The sequence below is a fragment of the Streptomyces sp. NPDC111656 genome, from assembly GCF_055656965.1.
The window spans coordinates 1-16,073 of the sequence record NZ_JBVKCA010000051.1 but is presented as its reverse complement, the minus strand read 5'-3'; the positions used below and the strand labels follow the sequence as shown (position 1 = coordinate 16,073).

Annotated in this window: 15 protein-coding genes; 6 read left to right on the top strand and 9 right to left on the bottom strand. The window is 70.6% G+C overall.

Annotated elements, in window-relative coordinates; genetic code table 11:
* Together ACZ7M3_RS52030 and ACZ7M3_RS52025 are read right to left on the bottom strand one after the other, a co-directional pair.
* The coding region (locus ACZ7M3_RS52030; protein ID WP_472073748.1) for an alkaline phosphatase family protein at nt 1–783 on the bottom strand (783 nt) is incomplete at its 3' end.
* A 215-nt stretch (nt 784–998) separates the two neighbouring features.
* Nucleotides 999–1,736 (bottom strand): SAM-dependent methyltransferase, encoded by a 738-nt coding sequence (locus tag ACZ7M3_RS52025; RefSeq protein ID WP_472073746.1) that lies wholly within the window; start codon nt 1,734–1,736, stop codon nt 999–1,001.
* A gap of 356 nt (nt 1,737–2,092) precedes the next feature.
* On the opposite strand from ACZ7M3_RS52025, the gene ACZ7M3_RS52020 reads away from it, so the two are divergent.
* The 3 genes from ACZ7M3_RS52020 (at nt 2,093) to ACZ7M3_RS52010 (ending at nt 6,575) form a co-directional block, all read left to right on the top strand.
* The gene (locus tag ACZ7M3_RS52020; RefSeq protein ID WP_472073744.1) at nt 2,093–4,018 is read left to right on the top strand and encodes a glycoside hydrolase family 5 protein; all 1,926 of its coding nucleotides are present in this window, start codon (nt 2,093–2,095) and stop codon (nt 4,016–4,018) included.
* A gap of 117 nt (nt 4,019–4,135) precedes the next feature.
* A complete protein-coding gene (locus ACZ7M3_RS52015; RefSeq protein WP_472073742.1) occupies nt 4,136–5,326 on the top strand; it encodes an MFS transporter in 1,191 nt (396 codons plus the stop codon).
* Between the two features lie 46 nt (nt 5,327–5,372).
* A complete protein-coding gene (locus ACZ7M3_RS52010; RefSeq protein ID WP_472073740.1) occupies nt 5,373–6,575 on the top strand; it encodes an aldehyde dehydrogenase family protein in 1,203 nt (400 codons plus the stop codon).
* Between the two features lie 32 nt (nt 6,576–6,607).
* On the opposite strand, the gene ACZ7M3_RS52005 is transcribed toward ACZ7M3_RS52010, so the two are convergent.
* Nucleotides 6,608–7,777, bottom strand: coding sequence for an acyltransferase family protein (locus ACZ7M3_RS52005; protein WP_472073738.1), 1,170 nt, complete (start codon nt 7,775–7,777; stop codon nt 6,608–6,610).
* 170 nt (nt 7,778–7,947) lie between these two features.
* On the opposite strand from ACZ7M3_RS52005, the gene ACZ7M3_RS52000 reads away from it, so the two are divergent.
* Nucleotides 7,948–8,964 (top strand): phosphotransferase, encoded by a 1,017-nt coding sequence (locus ACZ7M3_RS52000; protein WP_472073736.1) that lies wholly within the window; start codon nt 7,948–7,950, stop codon nt 8,962–8,964.
* A gap of 13 nt (nt 8,965–8,977) precedes the next feature.
* On the opposite strand, the gene ACZ7M3_RS51995 is transcribed toward ACZ7M3_RS52000, so the two are convergent.
* Entirely contained in the window at nt 8,978–10,078 is a 1,101-nt protein-coding gene (locus tag ACZ7M3_RS51995) for a winged helix DNA-binding domain-containing protein (RefSeq protein ID WP_472073734.1), read from the bottom strand.
* A 160-nt stretch (nt 10,079–10,238) separates the two neighbouring features.
* A complete protein-coding gene (locus tag ACZ7M3_RS51990; protein ID WP_472073750.1) occupies nt 10,239–10,841 on the bottom strand; it encodes a DinB family protein in 603 nt (200 codons plus the stop codon).
* A 122-nt stretch (nt 10,842–10,963) separates the two neighbouring features.
* Between ACZ7M3_RS51990 and ACZ7M3_RS51985 the strand changes: the two genes are divergently transcribed.
* On the top strand, nt 10,964–11,977 hold the full coding sequence (locus tag ACZ7M3_RS51985; protein WP_472073732.1) for a helix-turn-helix transcriptional regulator: 1,014 nt from the start codon (nt 10,964–10,966) through the stop codon (nt 11,975–11,977).
* 213 nt (nt 11,978–12,190) lie between these two features.
* Here ACZ7M3_RS51985 and ACZ7M3_RS51980 read toward each other — a convergent pair whose 3' ends face one another.
* The 4 genes from ACZ7M3_RS51980 to ACZ7M3_RS51965 all read right to left on the bottom strand — a co-directional run bounded on the left by ACZ7M3_RS51980 (nt 12,191) and on the right by ACZ7M3_RS51965 (nt 14,823).
* Complete coding sequence (locus ACZ7M3_RS51980) at nt 12,191–12,946, bottom strand: anti-sigma factor family protein (protein ID WP_472073730.1); 756 nt, start codon at nt 12,944–12,946, stop codon at nt 12,191–12,193.
* The gene (locus ACZ7M3_RS51975; RefSeq protein ID WP_351306275.1) at nt 12,936–13,523 is read right to left on the bottom strand and encodes an RNA polymerase sigma factor; all 588 of its coding nucleotides are present in this window, start codon (nt 13,521–13,523) and stop codon (nt 12,936–12,938) included. Before ACZ7M3_RS51975 ends, ACZ7M3_RS51980 begins: the two co-directional genes overlap by 11 nt.
* A 138-nt stretch (nt 13,524–13,661) precedes the next feature.
* The gene (locus ACZ7M3_RS51970) at nt 13,662–14,093 is read right to left on the bottom strand and encodes a hypothetical protein (RefSeq protein ID WP_472073728.1); all 432 of its coding nucleotides are present in this window, start codon (nt 14,091–14,093) and stop codon (nt 13,662–13,664) included.
* A gap of 85 nt (nt 14,094–14,178) precedes the next feature.
* Nucleotides 14,179–14,823: a hypothetical protein gene (locus ACZ7M3_RS51965; RefSeq protein WP_472073726.1), complete on the bottom strand. Its 645-nt coding sequence runs from the start codon at nt 14,821–14,823 to the stop codon at nt 14,179–14,181.
* Between the two features lie 153 nt (nt 14,824–14,976).
* Here ACZ7M3_RS51965 and ACZ7M3_RS51960 point away from each other — a divergent pair, with 153 nt between their 5' ends.
* The gene (locus tag ACZ7M3_RS51960) at nt 14,977–15,774 is read left to right on the top strand and encodes an SAM-dependent methyltransferase (protein ID WP_472073724.1); all 798 of its coding nucleotides are present in this window, start codon (nt 14,977–14,979) and stop codon (nt 15,772–15,774) included.
* Nucleotides 15,775–16,073 lie beyond the last annotated feature (299 nt).

The window sequence follows — 16,073 nt, the reverse complement described above, 5'->3', positions numbered from 1 at the left end:
CAGGTCGGACCCCGGCGCCGCCGCGCGGAAGCTCGCGAACTGCTCCAGCATGTTGCAGCCGTAGTCGTCGTCCTGCTGGTACACCTTCCAGCTGATCCCGGCCGCCTGCAGCCGTTCCGCGTACGTTGTCCACCGGTACGGCGTCGGGGCCGTGTTCCCGATGATCGGGCCGCCCCGTGTGCCGCCGGGGTCGATCGTGCCGGTCATCCAGTACAGCCGGTTGGGCCAGGTCGGTCCGAACACCGAGCAGAAGTAGTGGTCGCAGATCGTGAAGGTCTCGGCGAGGGCGAAGTGGAAGGGGATGTCCTCGCGGGTGTAGTAGCCCATCACGTACGGGCCGTTGACGCCGTCCGCCTTGCGGTGCGCCGGCAGCCAGCGGTCCATCTTCCCGCCGTTCCACGCGTCGTGCTGCACCGACCAGGCATGGCTGGTGGAGGGGATCGCCTGGGCGCTGGAGGCGTGGGTGTCGAGGTGGAAGGGGAGCAGATAGCCCTTCGGGTTCACGGCGTCGGGCTGGTAGAACACCGACCGCCCGGTGTCGAGCTTCAGCGCGTACGGGTCGGCGAAGCCGCGGACGCCGGACAGGGTGCCGAAGTAGTGGTCGAAGGACCGGTTCTCCTGCATCAGCATGACGACGTGCTCGATGTCGCGGAGCGAGCCGTGCTGCGGCGGCCCGGCCGCGACGGCCTTCTGGACGCTCGGCGGGAGGAGGGAGAGTGCCGCTGCGCCGCCCAGTACACCGGCGGCCGAACCCAGGAGTCTGCGGCGGGTCAACCCTGTCATGAACACCCCTTCTTGAGGTTGCGTCAGCTCTCCGGCGTGCAGGTCGGTCCGCACGCGGACCGACCTGCTGGATCACTCTGCTCGGAGGCACCGGCGCTGGGGCGGAGGCGCACGGTGATCATGACGACATTGTGCGGCGAAGAGTTGGCCGAGCGATGTCCGGCATGGACGCTGCCGCAGGCAGACAGGGGTTCGCCGGACTGGCGCGGGCCGCTTCAGTCGGACGTCGGGCGCAGGATCAGGCAGACGAAGCCGAAGACGTCCCGGTAGACGCTCAGCCATTCGGTGCGGTGGGTGGTGGCCGCCGCCAGCGCCTGCGAACTGTCCGGATCGTCGGGGTGGTCCAAGGCCCATGAGGCCAGTGACCCCGTCCAGGCCCATTCGTAGTCGTCGAGCTCCCGGCTCGTGCTGATGTGCCCGTCGACGGGTGTCCATCCGTCGGAGATGACGCGGTCCACGGTGGTCGGCAGGTCGGCGAGGTCGCCGAGCATCTCCACGGCGTCGGGGGAAGGCTCCTGTGACCAGAATCCGTCACCGACCAGGACGCGACCGCCGGGAGCCAGGTGCTTGCGTGCCGCCTCGAGGGTGGCGAGCAGGCCGCCGAAGGCATGCGTGGCGCCGACGCTGATCACCAGGTCGAACATGTGCGGGGCAGCGAAGTCCGCGGCACTCTCCTGGTGGAGGACGAGTCGCTCTTGCAGGCCGAGGGTGCGCGCGGCCTTCCGGGCGTGCGCCAGCGCGCTCTCGGAGATGTCGACGCCCTCGGCCCGCAGGTGCGGATGCGTGGCCAGGGCGCGCAGGAGCCACTCCCCGCCACCGCAGCCGAGGTCGAGCACTCGCGCGCCACCTCGCGGAATGCCGCGTTCCAGCAGTCGGCGCACCGAGTCGTCGTCGAGCGGGGCCGCAATCGGATGGTCCGCATGGGCAAGCCTGGAGATCTGTTCACGGTTCACCGGCGGAGCCTGGCACGGACCCAGACCGCACGCACCTGCTTTTTCTCCGGGCCGCACCGAACGGATCGGACGGATCCGACGCATCAGATGAATCAAGCGGATCAGATGGACCAGACGGATCAGACCGATGGGGGGCGACGTCGACTCAGAAAAGGACGGCCGCACCAACCGAGGTCGCCCCGGCTGCCGTCCGCCCATAGGCCGGCGGCCACTGCCACTTGTAGGCTGGCGGCCGCCACCAAGACCGGTGACCAGGGCCGGCCTTGATGTCACTCCGGAAGGGCGCCACTCACCGGCGCTCATCCCTCGCGACACCGACTCGCCAGCCTCACCCCAGCGCCCCCACAGAGGACCGGATGCCGACCATACGTAGACTTGTCAAGTACCTGACATCGGGGACGGCCGCTCTCGCGCTGCTGACCACGGCGCCGACGGCAATGGCCACCGTCCCGGAGCCCGTCGCCACCAAGGCCCTCCCCCAGGCCAACGCCGCGGCGGCCGACACCTGGCAGCCGCCGCTGTCGACCCAGGGCCGGTACATTGTCGACGCCCAGGGAAACCGGTTCCGACTGAAGTCGGCCAACTGGGACGGCGCTCAGGGCTCATGGACCGGAAGCGGCAGCAGCACCGACCCCGCCAACCACCACGCCGGCCAGGACTCCTACGGCATCCCCCTCGGCCTCGACCGTGCCCCGCTGCCCGCACTGCTCGCCGACTTCCACGCACTCGGCATCAACAGCATCCGGCTGCCGTTCTCCAACGAGATGATCCACCCGACAGCGCCCGTGCCGGACGTGGCCGTCGCCGCCAATCCGCAACTGCGCGGCAGGACACCCCTGCAGATCTACGACGCCGTCGTGGCCGCCCTCACCCAGGACGGGTTCGCGGTCATCCTCAACAACCATACGAACAGCTCCCGTTGGTGCTGCGGCATCGACGGCAACGAACGGTGGAACAGCAGCCAGTCCACCCAGCAGTGGACGGACGACTGGGTCTTCATGGCCCGCCGGTACGCCACCGACTCCCGTGTCGTGGGCGCCGACCTCTACAACGAGGTACGCCGCGACGTACTGGACGACCCCAACTGGGGCACGGGCGACGGGCACGACTGGTACGCCGCCGCCCAACAAGCCGCGGACCGCATCCTCACCGAGGCCAACCCCAACCTCCTCATCGTCATCGAGGGCATCAACTGGACCGGCGTTCCCGTCGACGGACTGCCGCACGACCGCCCCACCCTCACCCCCGTGCGCACGCTCTCGCACACCCTCGTGGACGCCCACAAGCTGGTCTACTCCGCCCACTTCTACGGCTACACCGGCCCCCGGCACAGCGGCGCCACCGGAATCGGCGAGACCCACGACGCCCGCTACCAGGACCTGACCCGCGACCAGCTGTACCAGGTCCTCGCCGACCAGGCCTTCTACGTCACGACAGAGGGGCAGCACTACACCGCGCCGGTGTGGATCAGCGAATTCGGCATCGGCGCCAATGAGACGGGCACCGCACCCCGCACCTGGTTCGGCAACATCACCGACTACTTCGCCGACCATGACGCCGACTTCGCCTACTGGCCCCTGGTCGGCTGGGAGGGCCACGACGACTGGGCCCTGCTGCGCTACGACACCGCGGGACGGCGGTACGGCATCCTCGACCAGGGCGACTGGCGCGCCACCGCCTGGAGTCACCTCATGACCGCTCCCACACGTACCGGAACCATCACGCCGGTCCCTGTCTGGCGCATGCTCACCACCGACCACGGCGACCAAGTGCAGTCCCTGCGCGTACGAGCCGGCGGCGACTGGGATTCGGGGGCCTACAAGGCCGCCTGCCCCGACGGCCTGCGGCTGATCGGCCTCAGCCACACCTCCGGGCGTGGCCTGTGCACCGACACCACCGCCGGCGACCTGCGGGCCGCAGGCAACGCCCAGACGGTCGTCACCGACGAACGCTACGTTCCCACGGGCGGCGACTGGGCCGGTGGCTACACCAAACTCCAGTGCCCCGCCGGGCAGTTCCTCATCGGCTACAGCCGCCGCGGTGACCGCGTGTCGGCGGCCCTGTGTGCGCCCGGCCGCACCCCGCTGGGGGCCACCGGACGGACGGTCTGGTTCGACCGATCCGACGCCCGGCCCGCCGACCTGGCGGGCGGCGACTTCGCCTACGGCGCGTACAAGGGCCAGTGTTCCGCCGACGAGTACGCCGCCGGTATCGCCTTCACCACCCGCGTGGGCAGCACCGCGGGTCCCGCCGCCCTGCTGTGCACTCCGCTGAAGCCCTGAGCCCCGCACCGCCCCTCACCACCTCTCGCCTCCGAATCGCCGCAGGTGGGTGTTTCGGACGCGCCGCGGCCACGGCCCGACCGGGCCGGGGCCGTGGGCGGGGTTACCGTCGGCGGCATGGACGGTGATCGCCGAGGGTGGCGCCAGTGTTTGCTCAGCGGGGCGGTGTTCGTCGTGTGCATGGCCGGCACCACGCTGCCGACTCCCCTCTACGGCCTCTATCAGGAGAAGTTCGGGTTCTCCGAGCTGACGGTCACCGTCGTGTACGCCGTGTACGCCTTCGGGGTCATCGGCGTGCTGCTGCTGACGGGGAACGCCTCGGACGCCGTGGGCAGACGTCCGGTACTGCTGTGGGGCCTGGGATTCTCCGCGGCGAGCGCCGTCTGTTTCCTGTGCGCCACGGGGCTGGGCTGGCTGTACGCGGGGCGGCTGCTGTCGGGGCTGTCCGCCGGTCTGTTCACCGGGGCTGCCACGGCGTACGTCATGGAGTTGGCGCCGTACGGCGGCGCCTCCCGGGCCACGTTCGTGGCGACGGCCGCGAACATGGGCGGCCTCGGCTGCGGCCCGCTGCTCTCCGGAGTGCTCGCGCAGTACGCCGCCTGGCCGCTGTGCCTCCCGTTCGCCGTGCATCTCGCCCTGGTGGCCTGCTCGGCCGTCGTCCTGCTGCGGCTTCCGGAGACCGTGCGGGAGCGGCGGTCGCTGAGCACCGTACGGCCGCAACGGCCCGGCCTGCCCGCGCAGGTGCGGGCGGTGTTCGGGCCCGCGGCGATCGCCTCGTTCGTGGGGTTCGCGCTGTTCGGGGTGTTCACGTCGGTCAGCCCGGCGTTCCTCGCGCAGTCGCTGAACGTGCGCAACCACGCCGTCAGCGGGCTGGTCGTCGCGCTGGCCTTCTTCGCCTCGACCGCCGGGCAGCTCGCCGTCGGCCGGGTCGGGATGGGGCGATCGCTGCCCCTGGGATGCGCGGCGCTCCTCGCCGGCCTTGCGCTGCTCGCGGGCGCGCTGCGGTGGGACCTGCTGGTGCTGGTGGTGCTGAGCGCGCTCGTCGGCGGGGGCGGGCAGGGGCTGGCGTTTCGCGCGGCGCTGTCCGCGGTGGCCGAGGCGTCTCCCGCGGACCGGCGCGCGGCGGTGATCTCGATGCTGTTCGTGGTGGCCTACGCGGGTATCTCGGTGCCGGTGATCGGTGTGGGGCTCCTGGCGGTTCACATCGGTCTGGAGGGCGCGGGGCTGGTGTTCATCGTGTGCATGGCCGTCCTGGTCTCGACCGCGGCCGTGTACCTGCTGCGGCGGCCGGTACCGGCGAGGACGTGAGCGCGTACGGACGCGGTGACGTGGGTGCCCCGTTCCTGTCTCCGGAGTGTCAACCCGTCTCGTAGCGCCCTGGGCCGGTTTCAACGCCAAGCTGGCCGCCGACATCCTCCTGGAGGCGGCGGCCGCCGTGAGCGGACCCACCGGGCAGACGCTCGCCACGAACTCCGAGGGGGTCCACTCGGCGCAGGTACGGGTCCCCAAGGGCGTGATCGCCGCGATCTCGCCGTGGAACGCGCCCGTCATCCTCGGCGTGCGCGCGGTCGCGATGCCGATCGCGATGGGCAACACCGTGGTGATGAAGCCGAGCGAGGACGCACCGATCGCCTGCGGTCTGCTGATCTCGGACGTCCTGCACGAGGCCGGGCTGCCTGCCGGCGTGCTCAACGTAGTCACCAACGACCGTGCCGATGCCGCCGAGGTGGTGTCCGCGCTGATCGCCGACGACCGGGTACGGATGGTCAACTTCACCGGTTCCACGGAGGTCGGACGGGCCATCGGCGTCCAGGCCGCGCAGCACCTCAAGCCCGCCGTCCTCGAACTCGGCGGCAAGAACGCCCTGCTCGTCCTGGAGGACGCGGACGTCGACTACGCGGTGGACGCAGCCGTCTTCGGCTCCTTCATGAACGCCGGGCAGATCTGCATGTGCGTGGACCGGGTCATCGTGCACCGCGCGGTCGCCGAGGAGTTCACGGCCGGGTTCACCGCCCGGGTCCGGGCCCTGCCGTGCGGGGATCCGGCCGACCCGGGCACGGCGGTCGGCCCCGTGGTCAACGCCGGTGCGGCCCTACGGGTCGCCGCCCTCGTCGCGGACGCCGTGGCCCGGGGAGCACGGCTGGCCGCGGGCACCGGACAGGTCGAAGAGCCCGGCACGCTCATCCGTCCGGTCGTACTCACCGGTGTCACCAAGGAGATGAGGATCTACTACGACGAGATCTTCGGCCCGGCGACCGTGATCCACGTGGTCGACAGCGTCGACGAGGCCGTGACGCTGGCCAACGACACACCGTACGGCCTGACCGCCGGCGTGATCACCGAGAACCTGGCGACCGGTCTGGAGGTCGCCCGCCGCCTGCGTACCGGCATCGTTCACATCAACGACCAGTCGATCGCGGACGAGCCACAGGCCCCGTTCGGCGGCGTGAAGAGCTCCGGCTACGGCCGCTTCGGCGGACAGGCGGGCACCGAGGCCTTCACCGACACCCGCTGGATCACCGCCCAGACCTCCTGCCACGCCCACTACCCGATCTGACATCCGCCGGACGAACCGATGCCGGGGCTCACTCAGGCGCGGCGTGCCCGACCGAATCGGCGTACGAGCGGGGCCTCGACCAGGGCGTAGAGCGCCCAGGACAGCAGGACCGTGACGGCGGCCGTGCCGACCAGCATCGCCACGCCTGTCGCGGTGGAGTACATCTGGTGGGTGCCGAGGGCCTTTCGGAGCGTGGACAGCGCTGTGTAGTGCAGGAGGTAGAAGGCGAAGGAGATCTCGCCCAGCCAGACCATCGTGCGGTTCCGGAACAAGGTGAAGCGGCCCTCGATGTCCGCGGTGGCCGCGGCCGCGATCAGCAGCGCGATCGGCAGGATCATCGCGGCGCGCTGACCGTAGAGATAGGGCACGTGGAAGGTCAGCACGTACCCGCCGACCAGCAGCAGGCTCGACCAGAACATGCCGATGTTCCGCCAGCGCCCGTGCTTCACCGCGAGCGCCACCAGGATGCCGAGGGCGAAGTCGACCATACGGACCGGAGGCAGCACATAGCTGAACCAGTACTGCGAGACCGAGAGGTCCTGGCCGCTGGGCACCCGCGGGGTCTTCGGGAACAGGGCGTACGCCAGCGCGGGGGTGGCCCACACCGCGGCGATCGCTCCGGTGATCCAGTACTTGAGGTGACGGGCGTCGATACGCCTGAAGACACTCAGCAGGAGGGGGAAGCTCAGGTAGAAGACGGCTTCCACGGCCAGCGACCAACTCGGCGAGTCCACACTGAAGTTGGTGAAGTAGCTGGGCACCCACACCTGGACCATGAACAGGTTGGCGAGGGAGACATGCGTGGAGGTGTAGGAACTGGCGAACAGCAGCATGGCGAGCGCCCAGGCGACCACGTAGTTCGGGTAGATCTTGACGAACCTGCGCCGCCAGAACCCCGTCGTGGTGTCGCCGCGCCGCGCCGACCAGGTCAGGACGAAACCGCTGAGCACGAAGAAGAACGACACGCCGAGCCCGCCGGCCTGCGAGGTCCAGTCGGCCAGGCGGTACTCGGTACGGTCGTCGGACAGCAGTCGCAGCGGGGGTATCGGGAGGAAGGCGTGGTGGGCGAAGACGGCCAGCGCGGCGGGGAACCGCAGGCCGGTGAGGGAGGGCAACCGGGAGACGCGGGGGCGCTCGGGCTCGGCGGCTCGGCCGCTCTCGTCGGCCGGCGCGGAGCCGGTCAGTACTTGCTCGGTGGCCACGGGATTTCCTTTCTCGAGTGTCGTCCTGCAACGGCCCGCTCTTTGTACAGTCGCGTGCTCGTGGCTCACTCAAGAGTTGTTGTGGGATTGAGCTCGTTCGGGCTGTGCCGAGGTCGACTCAACCGGCCCGACCACCAAGCCTGCTCATCAACGTCCGGAGAGGTTCCTGAATGCACTTCACAGCCGACTTCATAGCGGAGACCTACCAACTCGGCGCCGGGCCATGGACATTGGCGCCCGTCACCCGTGGCGCGTTGGGCCAGATCTGGAGGTTCTCCGGGAACGGCTCCTCATGGGCGGTGAAGGAGCTCCTCTTCGGCTGCGACGAGGAACAGGTCCGCCGGGAGGCCGCGTTACGGCAGTCCGCGCAGGACCTGGGCATCGCGTCACCGCGGCTCTTTCCCAATCGCCACGGTGAGTACGTCTCACACGCCACCACTTCCTCGGGTTCCTCGGGTTCTTCAGGTTCTTCAGGTTCTTCGGGCGGGTCCTACGTGAAGCTGTACGACTGGATCGACGGCGCCAAGGCGGACGCGTCCGATCCGGGCACCCTGGACTGGTTCGGCCGGACCATGGCACTGCTCCACACGGCGGGAGGGGAGGCGAGCGAAACGCCGGATTCCTGGTACGAGCGGTCCCCTCAGGACGTCGAGTGGAAGGCCCTGCACAAGCAGGTTCGTCAGGCCGGCCTGCCGTGGGCGGAGGCGTTGGGACGGTTCATCGACACGTCCGCGGCGGAGTTGGCGCACTGGGTGACACCGGCCGACCCTGGCGATCTGGTGACATCGCATCTCGACCTGCAGCCCCAGAACGTTCTGGTCGGCCGGGACGGGCCGGTCCTCCTCGACTGGGACAACGCCGGGGTCACCTCGGCGGAACGCGAGTTCGCACGCGCCGTCTACGTATGGTCGGGCGGCAACCACGTAGACATCGATTCCGCCCGGCGGCTGGCGCGGGCCTATCGGAGGGCCGGAGGCCGCGCCACCATCACGGGTCCTCAATCGTTCTCGATGCTTTTCGCCACGGCCCTGAACTTCGTCTACGTACAGGCCGAGTGCTCCGTCGATCAGACCGTGACCGCCGCGCAGCGCGAGTTCGCGAGCCGGCAGGTCGTCGCTTCGTTGCGCGGCATGCCGGAGCTGGAGGCCGTGTCCCGGCTGGCCGCCGCGCTCGATGCCGTGCGGTGACCGGGTGTGCCCCTCAGCCAGGAGCCGTCGCAACCCGTACGCGACGGCTCTCGCTGTCGGAGAGGAACGACGCCAGTTCCTCTCCCTGTTCGGCGACGGCGGTGCGCTCGGCCGAAGAGAAGCGGCGCAGTGGCGTGACGTTCACGGTGCCTGCTTCGACGTTCCAGGTCGCGGCGACCCGGCCGTCGACGAGGACGACGCGGGCGCCCGCGACCGACAGCCCGCGGTGGGTGTCGTCGACGATCCGGCCGCGGTCGTGGTAGCCGAGGAGCGCGTTGTCGAACGCCGGCAGGTACCGGACCGGGGCCGGCGTGTCGGGGTCGGGGCGCGGCATGCCGGGGAGGTCCAGCAGTTCCCGGCCTCGCTCGTCGCGGAAGGTGACCAGTTCCTCGCGTATCGCGGACACCGCGGCCGGCAGTCCGGCGAGGCCGCACCAGGCGCGCAGGTCGGCCGAGGCGGCGGGGCCGAACGCGGCCAGATAGCGCCGTACCAGCGCCTGGCCCACGGGATCGGAGCGGTCCTCGGTCGGCGGGTCGATCTCCTGGCCCAGCCAGGACGAGAGCGGTACGTTGCGCACTCCCGCCTTCGTGCGCCACAGCCCGCGCGGCGGCAGCTGTGCCATCGGGACGAGGGCGGCGATCAGCATCTCCCCCAGGGCCCGCGGTCCCGGTGTCGGCCAGCGCTCGGCGAGCGCCCGCGCGAGCTCGGTCATCGAGCGGGGCTCGTCGTCGGACATCACCGCCCGGCCCGCCGCAGCGAGTTCGTCCAGGTCGATCCCGTCCAGCTCACGGCGGTAGGTGCCGAGCACCCGTTGGCGCAGCATGGCGTCGTGGCGGGAGCGCCAGGCCAGGGCGTCGTCGGCGGTGAGGAGGTGGACGGTACGGCGCATGAGATGGGTCCGCACCACGCTCCGCCCGGTCAGCAGGTCCGAGAGCCCCGCCGGGTCGAACGCCCGCAGCCGGGACCAGAGTCCGACGTACGGTTCCTGCGGTTCCTGTGCCTGGAGACCGCACAGGTGCGCGACGGCGTCGAGGACCGGCAGGTCGGAGTGATCGAGCAGCAGTTGTCGGGCGAGTGTCGCCCGGTTGAGGGCCCGGGTGTCGAGAACGGTCATCGGGTCACGCCGATGCCGGTCCGCCCCGGTTCGCACATCTTCACGGTGACGCCGTTCCCTTCGGTTCCGTGCAGGTCTTGATCGATTCCGCGCGGGTCACGCGGTCGGGACCGGGCGGCGGCCGGCGGGCAGCCGCCGCCCGGTCGAGGTCCGCCGCCGGTCAGGTCGACGTCTGCCCGTCGAGCGTCTCGCGCAGGATGTCCGCGTGCCCTGCGTGCTGGGCGGTCTCGGCGATGACGTGCATCAGCACCCGGCGCACGCTGCGCACCGCTCCGGGCTCGTGCCAGGGCGCCTCCGGCAGCGGGTGCGTCGTGGACAGGTCGGGCAGGGAGGCGATGACCTTCTCGCTCCGGGCGGCGACCTGCTCGTAGCGCTCGACGATCCCGGCCAGCGTCTCGCCGGGCAGCATCCGGAAGTCGTTCTGGTGGTCGATCGCCCACTGCGGGAACTCGCGTGCGGTACCGGCCGTGAGGTCGGCCCAGGTGACACCGTCGAGCAGGTCGTAGCGCATCGCCGACGGGCCGTCGACCGCGAAGCGCATCCATCCCTCCTCGATGGACGCGACGTGCTTGATCAGCCCGCCCAGGCACAGCGCGCTGACCGTCGGGTGCTCGCCGGCCTGTTCGTCGCTGAGCCCGCGCGTCGTGTTGGTCAGGGCGGCTCGCGCGGTCGCGAGCTGGGCGAGCAGGTCGGCCCGCTCGTCGTCGAGCGCGGGGGGTGTGGAGGGCGTGGTCGGCGTAGAGGGTGTGGTGGTGGCGGTCACGGTGATCGGGTCCTTCTCTTCGTTGCTGTTGGCTGGCTGTTCGTTGCTGTTGTCCGGCACGGAAGAACAGTCGCAGGAGAAGCGGTCAGGTTGTGTCCGCTTCTCGGGGCACCATGGAAGTCATGCAGAAGACCTCAGCGCGACTGCTGTCGCTACTCTCGTTGCTCCAGGCGCGCCGGGACTGGCCGGGGGCGCTGCTGGCCGACCGGTTGGACGTCAGCCCGCGCACCGTGCGACGCGACGTCGACCGCCTGCGCGAGCTCGGCTACCCCATCGTGGCCGCCAAGGGCCCCGACGGGGGCTACCGGCTCGACGCGGGCACACAGCTGCCCCCGTTGCTCTTCGACGACGACCAGGCCGTCGCCCTCGCCGTCGCGCTCCAGATCGCCACCACCACCGGTGCCGGCATCGAGGAGGCCGCGGCGCGCGCGCTGAACACCGTCCGGCAGGTCATGCCCGCGCGGCTGCGCCGCCGCGTCGAAACCCTCCAGGTCACCGCCGTCGAGCGGCCCGTGGCGCGGCCCCACCCACAGGTCGACAGCAGCGTGCTCATGACGCTCGGCGACGCCGTCCACGCCCGCGAAGTGCTGCGCTTCGACTACACCCCCGCGCCCCCGGCGGGAACCGGCGACGGCCGCCCCGCCGAGGCTCCGCCGCGCCGGGTACAGCCCCACCACCTCGTCACCTGGGGCGGACGCTGGTACCTCGTCGCGTGGGACCTCGACCGCGACGACTGGCGTACCTTCCGTGCCGACCGGATCAGCCCGCGCACCCCCACGGGCCCCCGTTTCACTCCGCGTGAACTGCCCGGCGGGAACGTGGCCGCCTTCGTGACCAGCAGGTTCCAGGGCTCGGACGGCTCCGACGGCTGGCCCTGCCGAGGTGAGGTGATCCTCGACCTCCCCGCCGCCGTCGTCCTGCGCCACACCCGCGAGGGGATCGTCGAGGAACTCGGCCCGGACCGCTGCCGCCTCGTCCTGGGCTCGTGGTCATGGCCCGGCCTGGCGGCCGCCCTCGGCAGGTTCGACGCCGACATCGAGGTCGTCGGGCCGACCGAACTCAAGGACGCCTTCGCGCACTTGGCCCGCCGCTACGCCAACGCCGCGACCGACGGACTGACGCAGAAGGCCCAATAGAACAAAAGCGATGAAGCGTGTCCCGAGCCATGTTCTGGAATGGCTGTTGTTGATGGGCGAGGAGTCCGCCCTCGTGACGACCGCGCCACCGGTGCCACCGGCGCCACCACGCGAGGTGTTCCGCCGTTTCTGGCCCCGCGTCGCTCGGCGCGATCCTCCCGGCCTACGGCCCTCGTACGCCCTCCACCGGAAGCCCGGGAGCCGGGGACGTCGCTACGTTTCCCCGCCCGACGTGAAGTGGGTGGTGGCGAGCACGTCGCCGTCGGGCGACGTCAGGCGGGCGCCGGACAGGGCCGCGGGGTCGACGGTGGTCGGGCCGCCCCAGGACCCGCGTCCCTGGTACAGCGTGAAGGTGCCCATCCGGACCGTGCCGCCGTCGCGCCGCTCCAGCAGGCAGGAGACCGTGCCGCTGTACCGGGTGGGCGTGCCGGTGAGGTCGACGGTCATGTAGATCCAGCCCGGGGAGCCGGTGTGGGCGTACACCTCGCCGGCCGACTGTCCGGGAACCGCGGCCGAGGTCAGATCGCCCTGCAGCAGGTCGGCCTCGTCGCCGACGGACCGGGAGGAGCCGGCCACCACGTTCTCGATCGCCGTTCCGGCCGCCCAGCCACCGAAGCCGACGGCGAGGACGAGTGCGGCCACCATGGAGACGAGCCGGAGCCGGAAGCGGCCACCGAAGCCCCTGCGCCGGGCGCCCGGACCGTGGGCGCGCGCCCGGCCGTCCCGGGCCGGCATCCCCCGGGTCAGCGCCTGCGCCACCCGGGTCTCGAAGCCGACCGGTGGCTCGCAGCCCGGCAGCAGTCCGATCAGCCCGTCGCCGACGAGGGTCAGCTGCTCGACGTACTCGCGGCAGTCCGCGCAGCGGTCGAGGTGGGCGACCGCTGCGGCCCGCTCGCGTCCCGGCAGTATGCCGAGGGCGAGCTCGGCGCCGATCTCCCGCAGCTTCTCGCAGGTCATGTCATTGGACATGGTCGCCTCGCTTCGGGGACGAGAGCGTGGTGCGCAGCTTCCCCATCGCGGTCCTGATGCGCGTCTTCGCGGTGCCCAGGGGGATGTTCTCCCAGTCGGCAACTTGCTGGGCCGTCATGCCGTAGATGCTTGCCATCACCAGCGCGCGGCCCTGTTCCCGGGGCAGTTCCGCCACCGCCGCCCGCAGCCGGGAGGACGCCTCGTCGGCCAGGACGTGCTGTTCGGGGGTGTCACTGACGACTCCCAGGATCACGTCGAGATCCTCGGGCGCCACCGGTTCCGGCCGCCGCGCACGGACGGCGTCGATGGCGAGGTTGTGCGCGATGGTCGTCAGCCAGGTCTTCACCGAGCCACGCCGTGAGTCGTAGATCTGGGCATGTCGCCAGGCACGTTCGAAGGTCTGCTGGGCGATGTCCTCGGCGAGTTGTGTGTCCCCGGTGACGGCGACGGCGACACCGAAGACCGTGTGCTGGAACCTCCGTACGAAGGTGACGGCCAGCTCCGGGTCGCCGGTGGCCAGCCCGGACAGCAGAGCTTCGTCCGGGAGACGGCCCACGGGGAACCGAAATCTCGACATATCCATATATACGGTCCGCCCTCGCCAGGAGATTGCCCGGCTGTCACGGAACCCCACACTCCGATTCTCCCGCGCTCCCGCCGGAACGCCACACGTCGCGCTCCACTCAGGGTGACGACGTCGGACCCCGTGGACTGTTCAGTGGGCGAACGGTGGCTCGAAGCACCCCGTCTCCGGGTACGGGCCGTTGGTCATCACTTCGTAGTTGGACTTCTGGACGAACGCCGTGACGCAGGCGTCGTCGTGGACGCGAAGGCCGACCAACGCTCCCTCGGGCGTGACCTCGCGACCGTCCGTGAAGCGCGAGTTCATGGCCCGAACAGTCAGCGTCCCGCCGTGCGGCTTCCCGTTCGACCCGGTCCGCTCTTCCTCGTAACCGAGGTGGAGCAGTGCCGCGCGCACCGTCGCGGGGTCCCACTTCTTCTGCCCCCACAGCCGCTTCAGGACCGGCCTGATGCGATCGGCTTCCCTGGCCACGTCCGTCGCACTGGCGGGCGACATGGCTCCCGGGCGGCGGGAGCCGTTGTTCTCGTTGTAGTGGGGAGCGCCGTCGCCTGCCCCCGGCTCCACGTACGGAGAGGCTCCCGGCGCGCCGGAAGCGGCGCTCCGGGATGTGCCCGTAGGAGCTCCGGCCGTCGAGTCCGTGGCGCGCTGCTCACCGCAGCCGCCGAGACACAGGACGGCGACCAGGGCCAGACCCGTCATCGTCGGGCTGCCGGCCCGGCCTGATATCGAAAGAGGCATGGCATGACTCTGCCATGCCGGGGGCCATGTCCGCGGCGTAGTCGACGCGGGCCCGGTGGTCCGCCTCGGTGATTTCGGGGTGCACAGGGGGCGTCCGGGGTGCGCGCCACAGTTGGACCAGGTGGCGCTCCCCGTGATCCCCGATGCCGGGTTCGGGGTCGTCGGTGTGACAGTACAGGCGCATCCGCACCCAGTCGGTGCCGTCCGGCGAAGGCCGGAGGCGGACGGGAGGTTCCTCCTCCGGCCATGCGTCGAGGATGTCGCCCTGTTCGAGGGTCGCGAGGCAGAGAGCGGGGAGATCGGCCCACAGGCTGATCTCCTCGGCGGGCTCCCACTCGGCGCCGGTTTCGGGTGCCGGCGGGGCGCTGTGGACCTGGACGGTCAGCTGGAGGGGGCCGGTGTCGGTGGTGGTGAGGACGACGGCACCGGCGTCGGTGGCCGGACCGCAGCGCCAGCCGAAGGGCATCTCCCGCGGGTACTCGTAGTCGTCGGTGAAGCCGATCAGGTAACCGTTCTCGCCGAGGTCGACCGTGAACGAGGACGCACGGACCAGCATGGAGGATGTCGCTCCCTTCACTGACACGAACTCTTCCGTGACGGTACCGCCCACGCCAGTAACTGCGGCCACGGGAACGACAGTTGATATGCGAAGCTGTCGTCAGCCACCTCGCGGGCAAGGTGGCCGGGGCAGTCGTCGAGAGGAGCGCACGTGAGGCAGGACGGCTTCCGCACCGAGGAGATCGACACCAGCAGGCCGCACCCTGCGCGGATCTACAACTACCTGCTGGGCGGCACGGACAACTACGAGGTCGACCAACAGGCCGGCGACCGACTCGCCTCCGCGGCACCCGAGGTGCGGATCGGTGTGCGGGCCAACCGCGCCTTCCTGCAACGCGCCGTCCGTTACGTCGTCAGCAGCGGCGTCCGTCAGATCCTCGACGTCGGCACCGGGCTGCCCACCGCCCCGAACGTGCACGAGACCGCCCAGGAGGCGGCCCCGGACGTGCGCGTCGCGTACGTCGACAACGATCCGATCGTGAAGGCACACGGCGACGCGCTGCTCAGCCGCTCCAGCGCGACCAGTATCGTGCTCGCCGACCTGCGCGACCCAGGGGCCATCATCGAGCACCCCGACGTCCGCCGAGTCATCGACTTCGACGAGCCGGTCGCCCTGCTCCTCGTCGCCATCCTCCACTTCATCACCGAGGCGGAGAAGCCCGGTCAGGCCGTGGCCGCCCTTCGCGACGCGCTGCCGGTCGGCAGCTTCCTCGTGCTCTCGCACGCCACGGGCGACTTCGCCGACCGCAGCGAGGCGCAGGCCGTCTACAACAACGCCACCGCCACGATGAACCTGCGGACCCACGCCGAGGTGGAGCGGTTCTTCGACGGCTTCGAACTGGTCGAGCCCGGCCTGGCCCAGGTCCCGTTCTGGCGCCCGGACACCCCGCCGCCGGCACGATCCGGCGAGATCGGCTTCTACGGAGGCGTGGCTCGCAAGATCGGGTGAACCCGGCCTCTCCGGCCGAGGAGGCGTCCGGGCGTCGGTCCGAACAGGATCACGCCGGCGCGCCCGCTGCAGTCCGGCTGATGACCAACCGGTCCGGCTGGAGCGCGAGTTGGATTCCGGCCCGGGCGCGCATGACTGAAGCGAGGATCAGTGCTGGGCGCCGGCGCGGATCGCGGAGGTGATCCGCCGCCGGTTCGGGGTGGACTAGGACGTGTTTGAGATGTGGTCACAGCGCCTGCCGTATGAGGGTGAGCTGGACGGTCGACTCGTAGCGGACGGCGAGCTTGTCGTACCTGGTC

Bases quoted from the DNA above. Each gene is read 5' to 3' on its own strand.
- ACZ7M3_RS51965 (WP_472073726.1), bottom strand. From the start codon at position 14,823: ATGCTGGTCCGTGCGTCCTCGTTCACGGTCGACCTCGGCGAGAACGGT.
- ACZ7M3_RS52015 (WP_472073742.1), top strand. From the start codon at position 4,136: ATGGACGGTGATCGCCGAGGGTGGCGCCAGTGTTTGCTCAGCGGGGCG.
- ACZ7M3_RS51975 (WP_351306275.1), bottom strand. From the start codon at position 13,523: ATGTCGAGATTTCGGTTCCCCGTGGGCCGTCTCCCGGACGAAGCTCTG.
- ACZ7M3_RS51985 (WP_472073732.1), top strand. From the start codon at position 10,964: ATGCAGAAGACCTCAGCGCGACTGCTGTCGCTACTCTCGTTGCTCCAG.
- ACZ7M3_RS52020 (WP_472073744.1), top strand. From the start codon at position 2,093: ATGCCGACCATACGTAGACTTGTCAAGTACCTGACATCGGGGACGGCC.
- ACZ7M3_RS51995 (WP_472073734.1), bottom strand. From the start codon at position 10,078: ATGACCGTTCTCGACACCCGGGCCCTCAACCGGGCGACACTCGCCCGA.
- ACZ7M3_RS51980 (WP_472073730.1), bottom strand. From the start codon at position 12,946: ATGTCCAATGACATGACCTGCGAGAAGCTGCGGGAGATCGGCGCCGAG.
- ACZ7M3_RS52000 (WP_472073736.1), top strand. From the start codon at position 7,948: ATGCACTTCACAGCCGACTTCATAGCGGAGACCTACCAACTCGGCGCC.